Raw genomic sequence first — 15,062 nt, forward strand, 5'->3', positions numbered from 1 at the left:
CATGTTATTGAATGTACATAGTTTTTATAGCCTGAGATATGGCACTTTAAGTCTTGATAGTATCATCGAAGGAATGCTACTATGCGGCTATGATACCGCAGTGCTTACCGATATAAACAACTCGTCTGCCACGCTGGATTTTATAAAAAAATGTGGTGCTGCAGGTCTTAATGGTCTTGCAGGAATGGAATTTCGAAACGAAGATCGCCTCCTTTATATCGGGGTGGCAAAAAATGAAATTGGATTTCAGGAGCTTAATGAATTTATGACGCAAGCCAACCGGCAAAAATCTACGTTGCCAATAAAGGCACCTGAGTTTAATAACGTATTTGTAATCTACCCTTACGGTGTGACAGATATAAAAAGTCTTAAGGATTATGAATACATTGGCATAAGGCCCGGAGAGTTGAATAAAATCGCATTGGAGCCGGCATCAAACCAAGACCGGTATGTAATACTCCAAACAGTATCTTTCCGAAAAAATGAGCATAAACTGCACAAACAGCTTCGCGCCGTTTCTCATAATATTCTTATCTCCCAACTTCAACCACATCAGGCAGCTGCAGCAGACGAAGTGTTCTTGACGAAAGTCCAGTTGCTCAATCATTACAAATACTTCCCGCGTCTGATCGGCAATACCAACAGACTTCTTGGACAATGCTCTTTTGATTTCGATTTTAAGAAGATAAAAAATAAGGAGACTTTCACGGGCAATAGGTACGATGATAAACAACTTCTTCAAAAATATTCGATGGATGGCCTGAGACGCCGTTATAGTGCCGGAGATAAAATAGCAAGGGATCGCGTAATAAAGGAGTTGGATATAATCGACAACTTGAACTTTTCAAGCTACTTTCTAATTACGGATGATATATGCCGGTATGCAAGAAGCCGGGATTTTTATCACGTGGGAAGAGGAAGCGGCGCCAACAGTGTAGTTGCTTATTGCCTTGGAATTACCGATGTCTGTCCCATCGAATTGAATCTATATTTCGAGCGTTTTTTAAATCCCAAGCGTCAAAGCCCGCCGGACTTTGATGTTGATTTTTCGTGGACGGACAGGGATGAAATCTATGATTATATTTTTCGGCGTTATCAAACCGGTCATACCGCATTGATGGGCGCAATGAGTACCTTTCAGGATAGATCTATGGTACGTGAGATGGGTAAGGTTTATGGGTTACCTAAAGGCGAAATAGACCGGATGATCCTTGAACCTGAAAATATGCTTAATAAAAATGAAGTCACTGAAACGATCCTTTCAGTTTGTAATCAGTTGCCGCCGGACTTCCCGAATTTAAGGACCATACATGCCTGTGGTGTCCTTATTTCTGAGAAACCAATCACTTGTTACTCTGCTCTGGATTACCCACCTAAAGGACTTCCAACTGTGCAGTTTGATATGCACGTTGCGGAAACGATAGGATTTGAAAAATTCGATATTTTAAGTCAGCGGGGGTTAGGGCATATTAAAGAATGTCGTGAGGTTATTAAGTTAAATCAAGGTATGGATGTTGATATTTCCAATCCTCGCCGTTTCTTTAAAGATCCAAAGATCGCAGATCAACTGCGCTCAGCAAATACGATTGGATGTTTTTATATCGAATCCCCTGCAATGCGACAGCTCATAAGTAAACTGGATTGTGACAACTATCTAACATTAGTAGCTGCAAGCTCCATTATACGCCCAGGTGTCGCCAGCAGCGGTATGATGAAGACTTATATCGAACGGCATAAAAATCCGGAAAAGGTACAATACTTGCATCCGGCTTTTAAACAGGAGTTGGAGGATACTTATGGTGTTATGGTATACCAGGAAGACGTGATGAAGATCGGCCACCGATTCGGTGGTCTTGATTTGGCGGATGCCGACGTGCTGCGCCGTATGATGTCTGGTAAATATCGTAATAAAAAACATCTGGTGGAAATTGAAGATAAGTTTTTTGCTCACTGTAAGGCACAAGGATACCCCGAAGAGATTTCAAAAGAAGTATGGCGGCAGATGGAAAGCTTTGCCGGTTATTCTTTCAATAAGGCACACTCAGCTTCTTTTGCTGTGGAAAGCTATCAAAGCCTTTTTTTAAAAACATACTATCCAATTGAATTTATGGTTGGGGTTCTTAATAACTATGGTGGGTTCTATAATAGGCGGGTATATTTTAATGAAGCCAAAAAGGCAGGCGGAGAGATTAATTTGCCATGTATAAACGAAAGCATGCGTCGCACTTCCATTCAGGGCAATCAGATCTATCTTGGCTTTGATTGTATCTTAAATCTTGAAAAAGAATTAGCGGAACGAATACCGGCTGAACGCACCGCAAACGGCAAATATTCCGGTATTGAAAATTTCTTGTTACGAACAGGTATTTCGCTTGAACAATTAATAATTCTTATCCGCAGTGGAGCATTTCGGTTTACTGGCATTGGAAAGAAAGAACTACTTTGGGAAGCACATCTCCTGCTCTCGGAAAAACGAAAAGATACTGGCGGTGCTGTGTTGTTCGAAAATATGATGACCAAGCCGGTATTGCCTTCACTGGACTACCATATCTTAGAAGACCTTTACGATGAATTACAACTATTAGGCTTTTGTGTATCAGGAAGTCTATTCGATATTGCGAAATCGGATTATCGAGGTACTACCGACGCCAAATCACTGAAAAATATGGAAGGGCAAATCGTCCGTATTGTCGGGGAACTTGTAACCAATAAAACCGTTCCAACGAAAAACGGTACACTCATGAAATTTGGAACATTCCTTGACGCCAAAGGTGAGTTTTTTGACACGGTCCACTTTGCACCTTCGCTTAAAAAATATCCGCTCTACAGCTCTGGCCTGTATTTGATCGAAGGTAAGGTGGTACTTGATTTTGATTGTCCCGCAATAGAGGTTTATAAATGTGGAAGGATGCCTATGAAGCCCGACCCAAGAAGTATATAGAATTCGCAAACCTACTACCTTTCTTGATTTTTGGTTGAATAAAAAGGCAAAACAAGTCATGTGTGAAGTTGCCAAGTCAACAATCGAAGTGGATTTGGAGGTGCCTGAAAGTGGAAAGGGAAAAAGTAAATTTCTTCTACAAATTTGCCAGGTACTTAATTGCGATTTTGTGGAACGTCACCGTAGTCTTTCTACTGGCATAATTTTCGCTGCGAAAATATTGAACAATAGATGTTTTAATACCCATATTTCATGTTTAAATGATAGGATTAAGAAGCAGATTAGAACCTGATATGCACACTGCAGAAGAGCGGTTTCCATCAGTTTTGTTATCATTGGAAGAGTATGCTAAAGAAGTCGATACTTCTGGCGATGAGGATGGAAAACAATACCAAGTACTAGAAAAGTATCTTCATGGCCTTACAAATAAAGACATATCTAAATTCAACCTGTATGAATGGTGGGAGGAAGAAGGCGCTGAGGTGCTAGCCTTTCGGATCAGTTTGCCCGATCCGGTTTTTGTTTCTGATATAACTTTCGATGAAGTTGCGGAGATTGTGCGTCGAATTAAAGAATACGACTTTAGCAATGCTCACAGCGGAACCTTTGCTGCCGATTTCCAAAACTATCTTGATAACTATTACCATGATTTTTTAAAGCTAAATTTCCCAGACGCCTATAGAGTAAAGCTCTTCCAGCGTAACCGAGCAAAGGACGGCTCATATTTCGAATATCCAATAGATGAAATCATATCGGCTTTAATGGGCAAATTGAATAAGTTATAATTTAAAATCTATCGAATGGATGAAAATAGAATAGTGGTTCAAGTTGGATGGGTAACGAGAATGAAATCGACACCGCCTTTAAGCGATGAGTATAAAGAACGCCAATATCGTTTTTTCGAAAATCAGGTGAAATTTTTGCAGGATAATGGTTTTACAACTAGGACTATTCTAGGGGATGGAGAAAAAGCAAATGACGAATCAAAAATTATAGTCGGCGATCTTACCGAATCTGGTTTGAGGTTCTACCTATTTGGTATTAGGGCCTGGATCGCAAAATATGACAGGAGTAAGGATCGAGATAGAGCAATTAACGATTTTGGTTTTATCAATAAAAAGCTGGAGGCATTCCAGGCGGATGAGAAAAAAAGGTAAATATGTTATCAGAAAAGATAAAAGAGTATCTAAAGGAAGAATCTCTGTATGATGAAACAGAGGATGAAAATTATCAACGAGTTATTACGAAGTTGAATATTGATCAAAATTCGGCCTTTGCAGATTTTAATACGCATACCAATGCGGTAACATTTTCAGGTAAAGGAAATGATCTGTATAATGTATGTTGGTTCGCTATCAATTCGTCGTATTATGCCCAGGTAAAAAATATGAGCATAGCTTTAAAATTACCTGAAGAATATATTCCGCTTGACAGTTTTGAAGGAGAAGGAGGATATTTTTATAACCGAAATACTGGTCAGGTTTTGGAGCTTGAACTGGGAAATAATTATGTTGCTTTTCAAAATGGAACGTTGCAGCCGCAATGGGATGACTTTATTTCTTTTTTGGAATGGTATTTCGAAATAGCGTAATGATTGTAATGTTGCGATATACCGCTGTTTATAACCCATAACCCTTCACTTTTATAAAATATGGCCAATAGAATGGATGGAAGCAATGCTGATAATTTCAGTTCAGTTGTTGCAGAATTTGACAATCTAATAAACAATTGTGACTTTAAATGTCCAAAGAAATTATGGTATAAAAATCTTGTTGCCCTAAGCAAGCACATCGAAGATATTTACTACTGTTACGTCATAGCCCGAGTACATAAAAACGACGGCGCTTTAGAAACCACATTATGGGTGGGGCCAATAAACCGACCAGATGACGGTCTAGAAAGTCTGTCAGCGAATATAAAATTACAGATCGGTTTCACTCAAGAGCTAGATCCGGATTTTTTCCGAAACTGTGAAGCTAGAATTATTACGTTAATTAAAAGCGGCAACTTGGAGACACTTTTGGAAGCTTCTAAGAAAGAGCTAAAGGAACCTTCAGTAAAGAATCGGCGCTATGATGTTTATTCAAAGTACCTGCTTCCTTTCTTCTTTAATGTTCGAGAAGCCTGTCGAAACGAGAAAAGCGTGATGGGTAACAGGCGCAAATGTGAAATACTTATTGAAAAAGAATTTGCAAAACTTCAGGCCGAAGAAGAAATATTTTTCAATCAATTGGGGCTTAAGGGCACACAAGACAAAATTTTTGAACTATTGTACATCAATTCCCTTCATTTGTAGGTAATATGGATAAATGCACCGTTGATCGAAGTGAAATGATCCATTTCGTAAGTTTCAAATTCCTAGAAGTCCTTGGTTTCATTGGCTAGTTTCGGAATGCAACAAATCAGATGTAGAGTGTACATTATTATTCCGTAAAAAAAAACGCTTACAGGCTTTTGGCTCTTGTAATCTTTGGTCTTTACGAGCGTTAATTTTATAATCTACAATTTGGAAGATGCGGTGTCGGTAATCCAATCTTTCTCTATACATAATCAGTGACCCTAAATCAACTTAGGACCACTGAATTGTTATAATGTTTTCAATGCTGTAATGCTCTTATCGCGATAGCGTTAAGGCAACTAATACCATCCAGTTCCATACCCACAAACGTAACTCATATCGATAGTGTCTTCAAGCCGTTCATAATAAGAACTATCAACAAATGCGTAGTAAAAGAAAGAAGTAGCGTCTGCCGCAATACCGACGATAACACCTGCTAGTTTCCTTAGCAATCCCCACGTTTCCGCCTGTGGAGCATTGCTATAAAATTCCATCCAGAATAACCCTGAATAACGAAATATAGATGCGGTTGCCAAAAGAATTTCTTTCTCCTTTTCTGGCAATTTTTCAAGGTAGATCTTTTTTTCAAGCCTTACGAATGCTTCTTTGTAAGAACTGTAATCTTCTAATGTTTTAATGCGCTCTAAAATTGCTGACATTTCTTTAAGAAATACTTTGGAACGGTTCGAAATTATCTGGGAAAACAATACATCTTTAAAGTCTTTCTTAATTGCCATTTCCAATTTCAATGATTGTTCCGGCTTGGCATGTATGTTATAGTGTTCCTTGAAAAATTTAGCCAGGAAGACACTTCTACCGTATCTCGTGGTATCTCTGGTTGTCTCCACATAGTTTATCAATGCATCAAGTCCAAGATTGTGGATTTTGCCCACTTCATCGAAAGGATTTTCAGGATTCGCTGCCTGTGCAAAATCCTTTCGCGGTTTTACTTCTGATTTTTTCAGAGATGGAAGGGGTTCGGGCTGTTTTCCCTTCTGGCAAGCAGCTGTACATAGGAGTAGAGCCGCCACAAAATACCATGTTTTCATATTTTCCTTGTTTATACCGGGCTGTAGTGCCTGGTATTACAAAGATGAAAACCGGTAGTGAGTTAAAGTGATGCTTTATATATAGCTACTATTTTTTATAAATATAAATCTGAAATAACGGGCAAGGTAATTGCCCGTGTAATATTGGAGCCAGCAAGCTCCAAGATGCTAATTATATAATCGAACGACTGGTTCAGATTGCCAATACTGCTTACTGTTTACGTCCATGATGGTAAGTTTGCCAATGTGACCAGCGCCGGTGTCCAAATTTGTAATATTTAGCGCTGTCATTGGCTTATCTGTTTCCCAATTTGTGGTCGATGTATGACCAATAAAAATCTCTTTAAACGGAGTTGGCACTTGAAAATCTTTTACTGTTCCACCGGCATTTTCATGGATTAATGCATCTGTCCATAGATCCCGGTCCCAATAGTATTTACTAAAAGCCTGCTGATCGAAAGCAATCTCGCGGTTAAATCCTCCATGGACAAAACAGCGCTGCTGCTCATCAATGAAATATAGCCTTTGATTCTGGAAAAACTGCCGGTGAGCGGCAGGGATGTCTGAGCTGTTCAATGATGTTTTATAACCGCTGCCAGATGGGATACATATTACCTTTTTACCGGCGTGCTCTAGGTAGGATTCTATCGTTGCTTTACCTCCATAATTCCAATAACCGGGGTGGAAATCCGTTTGTAAAAAATCATAAAACCAGGCATCATGATTACCACGGATAGCTATGAGGTTTTTAATTTTCAATAATTCTTCGACGCACTCATAACTCTGCCCGTATCCATCCACAACATCGCCGAGCTGGATTAATGTATCCATTTCGTAATCGAATTCTGAGCGCTCCAAACACTGCACCAGCGCCCTATATGCTCCGTGTATATCGCCCATTAAAAACAACCGTTCTCTTGCCATAATCAATCGTCTCCCTATATACCAGTGTATTCGAACTGGGCACTAAATACTTCACCCTCGTAATTACCATCCTTATTGGGAAACACGATCCGTAAAAGCTTGCGGTTACATTCCATAGCTTCGATAAATTCGACCGTCAAGTTGTTGCCAATTATTTTTTCATATTGTCGATTAGGCTCGAATTGTTCGCCGCTTTTAATCTGTTCTATAATATAACTCAGTATTTGATGGGCAACTTCGGTGGAAAGCGGAAAACAGATCTGTAGATCCGGGTGGCCAAACAATTCAGGCAGGCCATGGGTATGAAAATTGATACTGTTTGGAAAAACATTGTCATTGGGAACAAAATGAACATACCAGCCATGTCTGTCCATCATATCCCTGCTTAAGGCGTCAAGTTTTCTCCCGGGATCATCAAAAAAAAACGAGTTCATTATCAGTGGGTTATTTTCGTAATTGAATGTACCCAAAGGTAGGAAACGTGCTGCCGAATACCTCCTGAGCATTATATTTTCACGGCAGGTTCGTGAAAATTTTACTCTTCCATGGCTCTTCCAGACCCTTTATTTGCCTTTCTGCTCTAAAGTTTGCTGGTGTTGTATTTCACGTTTTAAGTCTGGAAGTAAAAAGTAACTTATGGTGAAGAAGAGTCCGATCACTATAAGCAGAAATGCAATAATTTTTCCGATCCTTTCCAAGAAAGTGGTGCCAACTGCTTTTCCATAGCTTTCAAAATGCTGTAACCCGCCCGACCCTCTTCTATAAAACCGTCGGCGGTTAATAGAAATATTGAGCGCTATGCCACCCACCAACAACATGACCCCTATAATAAATATAATAATTTCCATTGCTTATTTATAAGTTAGTTACATTATAAAAATAACACTTTATAAATAGAATATCCATAACCAGTTATTAAAATTAAAAGGTAGCTACTACAAAAGTATCATTTTCCCACCTGCCAGATTTCCACTTTTGCCCTCATAGTTGTACCACCCGGTAAGCCAGGAAGAAAAGGAGGGAAGATGGAAAAAGAAAATCAAACATGGTAGTTTATTCGGCGGAATCGGTGGCTTTGATATAGCAGCCAAATGGTCCGGATGGATAAATGTTTTTAAATCTGAGATCAATACGTTCTGTCAAAGAACGGGATCTGAAAGCAGTGGCGCTGGTAAAAGGTCAATACCACAATTTTAAAGCGATTAAGATGCAGACCGCAAAAAATTCAATGCAAAAAAAGAAAAATCGTTATAACCCATTAAATGATTGGGAAGTATTCGGTTAAAGAAAGACATAATTTATAGAAAATGGATATTGAAATCAAGAAAGTAAGTTTTAATCCCAGGATCGACAAGCAGTCCTTTGCTGCCAACCTGGTGATCGACGGCATCAAGGCAGGCAATATTGTAAGCAATCACAGCGGTACGCAGTATTATCCTGTCAATCAAAAAGGCCAGGCGCTGATTGAAAAAGCGGAAAAATATTGCGAAAAACTTCCAGCCAAATCTATCACCGTTGAGGGCAAGCAGCAGCAAAGTGCTCAAAGTTTACAAAGCCTTATCCGCGACCTATTTGTGGTACACCTGGAAAGGCTTGAAAATGCCCGGTACTTTAAAAAGGTGGATGTTGCTATGAAACAGAACATTGTTATCGGAGAGCCGCTTAAGTATATCCGAACTGTCAGAACACAAGCTCCCATTGACATATTGACCAAAAGTCAAGGTGGAGTAGATCTGCTCACGGCAACAATCACCCAGGATGTTCTGCCGAGCCTATCTGACAACGAAAAGCTGCTTAACAGCAATATACCAGTAAGTATTTTAAAAGCTGCAGGATTAAAGGAAGATCAATTTATAAAGCAGAGTGCGGAGTATGTGATGAAGCAAGCTCCACAGAAATCTAAAGGTAAATCTATTTAAGCAACTTGAACAAATAAATTGATGCTATGGAGATGGAAGAGAAAGCAGAGCAGTTATTAGCATACTTGATTACGAAAGGATTTAAACCTGACAATTTTATCAAAGAGTGTAGAGGTGCAGGATCACAATTTAAGGTTGAAGTCAGTAAATCTTATGGTGAGGAACTTATGGAATATCAGCTAAATTTTTCCTGGGATCACCAGTTTGATTCTTATCGTTGGACAGGTTATAAAGCAACTTACAGTCATGAAAACGGTCATGTGTACAGCCAGGACTTCATTGCGTCTAATGCTGGTATTTGTCATGCGAAATTGGCTTACAATATACTATCGGGGCGATTGGACGACGTAAGGGAAAAATTATGGTCTACAGGAATTGAAGAATTTACTGGGGACGATGTCAATGCCTTTTTAGAAGAGTCTCTCAACCAAACGCCTGATACCTTTACCTTTTATTCTTTCAAGAATGGTGTAGAAGGGCTGATTGAATTTGAAGTTAAACTGGAATTGAAAAGTTCATTTTATGAGGCTTCAGACATCCAGGTTACTTTTATGAGGTATCCCGATTTTGAACACGGAGTTTATAATAAAGTTGACACAATGGACCTAGGTTCCCGGATGGCATCTATTGATTGGAACCTGGAGGGATTATATGAATTGGACGAAAATGGAAACCTGCAAACCACAGATGAAGTAGAGAAAATACTAGATGATATGACCTTGCTATTAGGGGATGAAAATGGTAATAATGCCGCCTTGAATCTTCAGCTCAGACACTGGCATGAAGCGCCTTTTTTTGAAGGTCATATCCACGCAGATGCCTGGCGCCTCTACGAATCACTTCCCAGATTGTATTTTAATTTTTCAGTAGAAACAGGTGCGCGTAAGATTTACAATCTTATGTGCGGCAGGCCAGTGTTTTCAGGCCGGCTTACGGATATCATGGCAGAATCCAATACATGGCAAAAGCTTGTCCACACTGACCAGGGATTATCACTGGACTTAGTTGAAGGACCTTCACGTAAGGAGTTGGAAACATTCCTAAATATGCTGCCACTGGATGATCTTCACAAGACAAAATTACTTACCGGCCTTTTTAATGGTGATATCTGCAAAACTACCCTGTACGGCCTTCAGCAAAAAGAGGTTATAATTTCGCCAGACCTTTCAGCAAAAAGCATAAAAATAACTACGCCGGAAGGAGCGATTATCCCATACAATTTTAAACTGGAGCAAGCCCTTGAGCCTAAAAATGTCCTACCCCAATCAAGACCACAACACAATCTTGCTCCTACACAAAAAAAGAAAAAACGTAAAGGGAGAGGCATTTAATCAATTTTAATTTAGGAAAATATGAGCGAACAGGAAATGCAGGATCTGCTTGATGATCTTGCCAGCAGAGGGTTTGATGATCATCAGCTCAGATTGGATATTGATCGGAATGAGGCCTATGGCCTGCCTCGCTTTTCGATTTCTCGAGAAAAAGAATTTGGAGAGGAGCGGATGTATTATAAGTTAAATTTTCAATGGTTCGAAAGCAGCCTTGGATATGAACTCACATCCATTCATGCGAATCATCGCATGCCTGTGGATATTGATCCAATAATAGTTAACGGAATAAATTCCAATGACCTTGACCGGGAAATGGGGGAAGTAAATTGGTTAAAGTACTGGGAGAGTCAGTTAAAAGACGGCCCCGCCAATGAAGCGATGGAAATTGTGCCCCACTGTATAGACGGCCTTGCCCAACTTCTTTTATCGGAATCCTTACAGGCAAAATTTACAGGCGAATCCTTAATGTACAAGCACTGGCCCTTGGAGGTTTTTAGTAAATTTTCGGACGAGCCTAAAAGAATGGGACGTTTGTTTGAGCATGATTATAGTTTCGACATGAAGGAATATCCCAATATGACTGCGCAGCTGGCATTCCTCATCATTTCCGAAAGGTCCGATGCAATTCAAATGCATATAAACGATCTTGGCGCCTCCCAAATTCCAGAATCTGCAATTAAGATTGAAACATCTAAAATGCTAAAAAACCTTCCTGATAAAACTGATTTAAAGTTCTCTTTTTCCGACCAGCAGCATTTTGCTACCCTATCAGTACCGGTTTTTTTAGACAAAGGCTGGTACAATTTGGAGGGCTATACACTAGCGCTGGCCCAACTTCCGGAAATAAAACATGGGAACTTTAACGGAGTGGATTCTGAGCGACTGGACAAGAAATTCAGCACAGTAAACTGGAGGGAGGACAAAGACATTGCCTTTACCGAAAAGAATGCTGAGGTTTGGTTTCCCAGGGATATTGAGCTATTGCAGGAGGAGCTGTTTAGGATGACCTTCGATCAGGAAGGAAAAGAAGTGGCCGATTTATTAATGCTCAAGCACTGGCTTTGCGCTCCAATTTTTGAGGATTTTATAAGTGAACGAGCAAAAGAAAGACTTTTAAGTCTACCAATAAAGGCAGCGCAGTTTTCCTCAGCTATTCAAGTAGACAAGGCTATAGGCTTGCTATCTGGACGGCCAGTCTGGAAGGAATTGTTCACAGATCAGCAGATTGGAATTTGGCAACGTCTTGTAACACCCACCGACGGAAGGCCAGCAGAATTGGAAACCTTTGAGGCAATTTCAAAAAGAGAGCTAAGTTCTTTATTTGATATGATCCCCGTTCCTCAACACAAAAAAGATACCGTCTTACAACATTTAATGAAGGGTATTGAGGTCGAAGTCCAGGCAAACAACGGGCAAATGATTCGCATTGAAATTTCAGAAGATGCTGATGGTTTAAAGATTTTGAATAGCAAAGGTCAACAAATTCCGTTCAATTTTCACCTGGATCCTAATTGGGGACCAAACCTACATCAGGATTTGAATCCGAAAGCATCTTTTAAAGATGCCCAATCCATAAGTAATAAAACTTCCTCAAATAAACCTAGAGGAAGAAGTCTTTAAATCATTTTAGGCACAAAAATGGAAAAAGAAAACTGGAAATACTGCATCGATATTCAATTCAATGAACCCACGATTCATCCCTCGGGGGCAAAAATATACTGCAATGATTTTAAAATTGCTGTTGAAAGAATGATAACATTTGGTAACCTTAACTGGTTATATGACGGTGCCAGCGCTGACCTGATTAAAGGAAGAGAAATTAAGGAAATGAAGTTGTCCGTTGTTAGCGATGGCAGTATAGAACTCGAAAGAAAGATGGAAACTGAAAGGATCGGCGGCAATACCGAAGGTCTCTATTACCATTTTCCCAAGGGAATTTCCGATTTCGAACAGAAATCGGGCCTTGATTTTTCTGGATACAGGGGCTATGACACCAGGCGTTCATTTTTACAGGCTTCTTATATGGACCTTGAAAGCGGAGAGTATAAAGATTTGTTGGCGCAGGAGGCTATGCTACTAAAACTTCAAAAGGATCGCGACGCACTACCATACTATTCTGCTACGATATCCCGGCAATATTTTGCTTCACCTTTTCCTGAGCATATGAATTTGTATCCTTTACCAATTTCTGAAATAGTGCTGGACAGGGATCCTAATATTGTACTGAAATCTCTCTTGCAGCACAATTTTAATGAACTAGACAAAGCTTTAGCCTATGAGCAGGATTTTACCACTACGATTACCAGAGCGACCATGGAATTTAATGGTCACAAACGTGCGAAACTACAATCTTACCGCAGAAACTTCTACCACAATATCATTAAAGAACCCGGAATTTATCTAGAATTTTTATTCTTAAATAATGAAAAAGCTATGTTCAAGTTTCCCTATAATAGCCTAACACCAATGGGAATGCAGGAGCAAATTTTCAAAGTGGGTAGTTACGATTCTCAGGGGATAAAAGTGCAGAAAGTCCCGGAACTTCTGGAATTTCTTGAGCGGGAAAAAGTTTCCAATAATAAAAGTCAAAAGGCAATCACCCACAAAGGAAGTCAAAAAAAATTGCTACAGAAACCTAAAGGAAGGTCGCCAAGAATGTAATTCTTAATAGATGAGTAATTGCCCGAATCAGGTATTTGGAGGATACCCCTTTTGAACTGGGTATCCAGCAAGATGTAGGTTTGTCGACAAACCCATCTTGCCCTTTAGCCTACCGGCATAAAGGGGACTGAAAACCCTCCGGAGTCGGGTTTTCTTATGAAATAGGATCAACGTAGTGTAAAAGATATAATTGAGGAAAATGAAACAGGGGCAGAGATTTACACACAGGATACATACGCGAATTACCGCTAAAAAATTTGAGGAACTCCAGAGCCTTCAGCTCAGGTCCCAAGGCATAAAATCGCTAAGCGAACTGCTCAGAAATATCCTGGATAATAAAAAGATCGTTGTTCTTTCGAGGGACGCTTCCCTGGACATGGTCATGGAAGAGCTGTCCAAAATTCGGCAGCAGATCCAGGCAATCGGGGTCAATATCAACCAGGTCACCAGGCACTTCCATAATGCCAGCGGAGCAGAGGCCAAGCTCTTTTCTGCAATGGAAATTACCCGCCTTTATCAGCAGACAGACCTTAAAGTGACCGAACTGCTCGGCATTATTTCAAATCTTTCCAAACTATGGTTGCCCGGATAGTAAGCGGAAAAAATATCCGTGGCATCCTGAGCTATAATGAGCAGAAAGTCCGTCAGGCGGAGGCGAAATTACTCATGGCCTCCGGGTTTGGCCGGGAAATTCCGGAGTTATCCTTCCACAATAAACTGGAACGCTTCGAAAAGCTGACGGCGCTCAATGAAAGAACGAAAACCAATGCGCTGCATATAACGCTCAATTTTTCCAGGCAGGATAAGCTCGACGATGAGCTGCTCTGCCGCCTGGCTTCTGACTATATGGAGGCTATCGGCTTTGGCGGACAACCGTTTCTTGTCTACCGGCATTTCGATGCCGCTCACCCCCATATTCATTTGGCGACGGTCAATATCGATGCGGAGGGAAATAGGATTGAAACGCACAATATCGGTAAGCTACGTTCTGAGCCCGCCCGCAAAAGCCTTGAGATTTCCTATAACCTGATCAAAGCTGAAGACCAGCAAAAAGAACAGGCGTTTGTTCTAAAGCCTGCAGATGTGCAGCGGGCAGTATATGGAAAGCGGGAGACAAAGGCAGCTATTTCCGCTATTGTCCGGGAGGTGGTTGGCACCTATAAATTCAATTCCCTTCCCGAGCTCAACGCTATACTTGGACAGTTCGGTGTGCTTGCCGATCCGGGACAGGAGGGCTCCTTTATGCACAGCAAGGGCGGCCTTGTCTACAGTTTGATAAACGAGCTTGGCGAGCGCGTGGGTACCCCTATAAAAGCCAGCTCCATCTACTCATCGCCAACAATTAAAAATCTCGAGAAGATATACCTACTTGGCAAGGAGCAGAAGAAACCTTATGTGTTACGGCTAAAACATCTGCTGGACCGGGAACTGCGTACTGCTACCGGCAGGGAGGATTTTGAGCAACGGCTACATAGGCATGGTATCCGCATTCTGCTCCGCGAAAGCAATGCTGCCGGTGTATACGGCGTCACTTTTATCGACAATGCCACTCGGATCGTTGTCAATGGCAGCGCCATTGGCAAGGACTATGGAGCGAAAGCTTTTATGGAAAAGCTATCAGGGCTTGGGGAAATTACAAATGATATGATAGGGGGAGCGGGCGCCAAAGAGCCGCTGAACAAGTCTTCATTCAGCCAAAATACGACAGTAATAACGGCATCTGCAACCGGCGGGGAGGCATCGCCACCCCACCCTGGCCGGGAACTTCCGGTTATTCAGCAGTTACTGGATATCGCATTTTATGATGAGCATGAGCAGATCACTTTCGATCCCTACAAAAGAAAAAAGAAAAAGAAAGGGCGACAACAGTCGCAGTGAATAGGTTGAATTTAAAGTTGT

15 protein-coding genes are annotated in these 15,062 nt (G+C 40.7%); 11 read left to right on the forward strand and 4 right to left on the reverse strand.

Going from position 1 to position 15,062, the window contains the following annotated elements; all coding sequences use genetic code 11:
* Position 1: 1 nt before the first annotated feature.
* The 5 genes from ABTV71_RS11130 (at position 2) to ABTV71_RS11150 (ending at position 5,237) form a co-directional block, all read left to right on the forward strand.
* The gene (locus ABTV71_RS11130; RefSeq protein ID WP_433903230.1) at positions 2–2,941 is read left to right on the forward strand and encodes a DNA polymerase III subunit alpha; all 2,940 of its coding nucleotides are present in this window, start codon (positions 2–4) and stop codon (positions 2,939–2,941) included.
* A 260-nt stretch (positions 2,942–3,201) separates the two neighbouring features.
* Positions 3,202–3,726: a hypothetical protein gene (locus ABTV71_RS11135; RefSeq protein ID WP_433903231.1), complete on the forward strand. Its 525-nt coding sequence runs from the start codon at positions 3,202–3,204 to the stop codon at positions 3,724–3,726.
* 15 nt (positions 3,727–3,741) lie between these two features.
* Positions 3,742–4,098, forward strand: a complete 357-nt coding sequence (locus ABTV71_RS11140; RefSeq protein WP_433903232.1) for a cyclopropane-fatty-acyl-phospholipid synthase — start codon at positions 3,742–3,744, stop codon at positions 4,096–4,098.
* Positions 4,099–4,100: 2 nt separating this feature from the next.
* Entirely contained in the window at positions 4,101–4,532 is a 432-nt protein-coding gene (locus ABTV71_RS11145) for a hypothetical protein (RefSeq protein ID WP_433903233.1), read from the forward strand.
* 60 nt (positions 4,533–4,592) lie between these two features.
* Entirely contained in the window at positions 4,593–5,237 is a 645-nt protein-coding gene (locus tag ABTV71_RS11150) for an Imm25 family immunity protein (protein ID WP_433903234.1), read from the forward strand.
* 341 nt (positions 5,238–5,578) lie between these two features.
* Here the strand turns inward: ABTV71_RS11150 and ABTV71_RS11155 are convergent, their stop codons facing one another.
* The 4 genes from ABTV71_RS11155 to ABTV71_RS11170 form a co-directional block, all read right to left on the reverse strand.
* On the reverse strand, positions 5,579–6,328 hold the full coding sequence (locus tag ABTV71_RS11155) for a hypothetical protein (RefSeq protein ID WP_433903235.1): 750 nt from the start codon (positions 6,326–6,328) through the stop codon (positions 5,579–5,581).
* Positions 6,329–6,496: 168 nt separating this feature from the next.
* Positions 6,497–7,252 carry a metallophosphoesterase gene (locus ABTV71_RS11160; RefSeq protein WP_433903236.1) on the reverse strand — a complete coding sequence of 252 codons (756 nt, stop codon included), beginning with the start codon at positions 7,250–7,252 and terminating at the stop codon, positions 6,497–6,499.
* A gap of 14 nt (positions 7,253–7,266) precedes the next feature.
* A complete protein-coding gene (locus ABTV71_RS11165) occupies positions 7,267–7,686 on the reverse strand; it encodes a DUF4262 domain-containing protein (RefSeq protein WP_433903237.1) in 420 nt (139 codons plus the stop codon).
* A 129-nt stretch (positions 7,687–7,815) separates the two neighbouring features.
* Positions 7,816–8,100, reverse strand: a complete 285-nt coding sequence (locus ABTV71_RS11170; protein WP_433903238.1) for a molybdenum ABC transporter permease — start codon at positions 8,098–8,100, stop codon at positions 7,816–7,818.
* Positions 8,101–8,559: 459 nt separating this feature from the next.
* Here ABTV71_RS11170 and ABTV71_RS11175 point away from each other — a divergent pair, with 459 nt between their 5' ends.
* From ABTV71_RS11175 to ABTV71_RS11200, 6 genes are all read left to right on the forward strand, one after another.
* Positions 8,560–9,171 carry a hypothetical protein gene (locus tag ABTV71_RS11175; RefSeq protein WP_433903239.1) on the forward strand — a complete coding sequence of 204 codons (612 nt, stop codon included), beginning with the start codon at positions 8,560–8,562 and terminating at the stop codon, positions 9,169–9,171.
* A 32-nt stretch (positions 9,172–9,203) separates the two neighbouring features.
* Positions 9,204–10,502, forward strand: a complete 1,299-nt coding sequence (locus ABTV71_RS11180) for a hypothetical protein (protein WP_433903240.1) — start codon at positions 9,204–9,206, stop codon at positions 10,500–10,502.
* A gap of 21 nt (positions 10,503–10,523) precedes the next feature.
* The gene (locus ABTV71_RS11185) at positions 10,524–12,122 is read left to right on the forward strand and encodes a hypothetical protein (protein ID WP_433903241.1); all 1,599 of its coding nucleotides are present in this window, start codon (positions 10,524–10,526) and stop codon (positions 12,120–12,122) included.
* Positions 12,123–12,140: 18 nt separating this feature from the next.
* A complete protein-coding gene (locus ABTV71_RS11190) occupies positions 12,141–13,163 on the forward strand; it encodes a hypothetical protein (RefSeq protein ID WP_433903242.1) in 1,023 nt (340 codons plus the stop codon).
* 199 nt (positions 13,164–13,362) lie between these two features.
* A complete protein-coding gene (mobC, locus tag ABTV71_RS11195) occupies positions 13,363–13,755 on the forward strand; it encodes a plasmid mobilization relaxosome protein MobC (RefSeq protein WP_433903243.1) in 393 nt (130 codons plus the stop codon).
* The gene (locus tag ABTV71_RS11200) at positions 13,740–15,041 is read left to right on the forward strand and encodes a relaxase/mobilization nuclease domain-containing protein (RefSeq protein ID WP_433903244.1); all 1,302 of its coding nucleotides are present in this window, start codon (positions 13,740–13,742) and stop codon (positions 15,039–15,041) included. The genes mobC and ABTV71_RS11200 overlap by 16 nt, the downstream gene beginning before the upstream one ends.
* Positions 15,042–15,062: the final 21 nt, after the last annotated feature.

Source organism: Sphingobacterium puteale (genome assembly GCF_050986225.1).
Taxonomy (GTDB): Bacteria; Bacteroidota; Bacteroidia; order Sphingobacteriales; family Sphingobacteriaceae; genus Sphingobacterium; species Sphingobacterium puteale.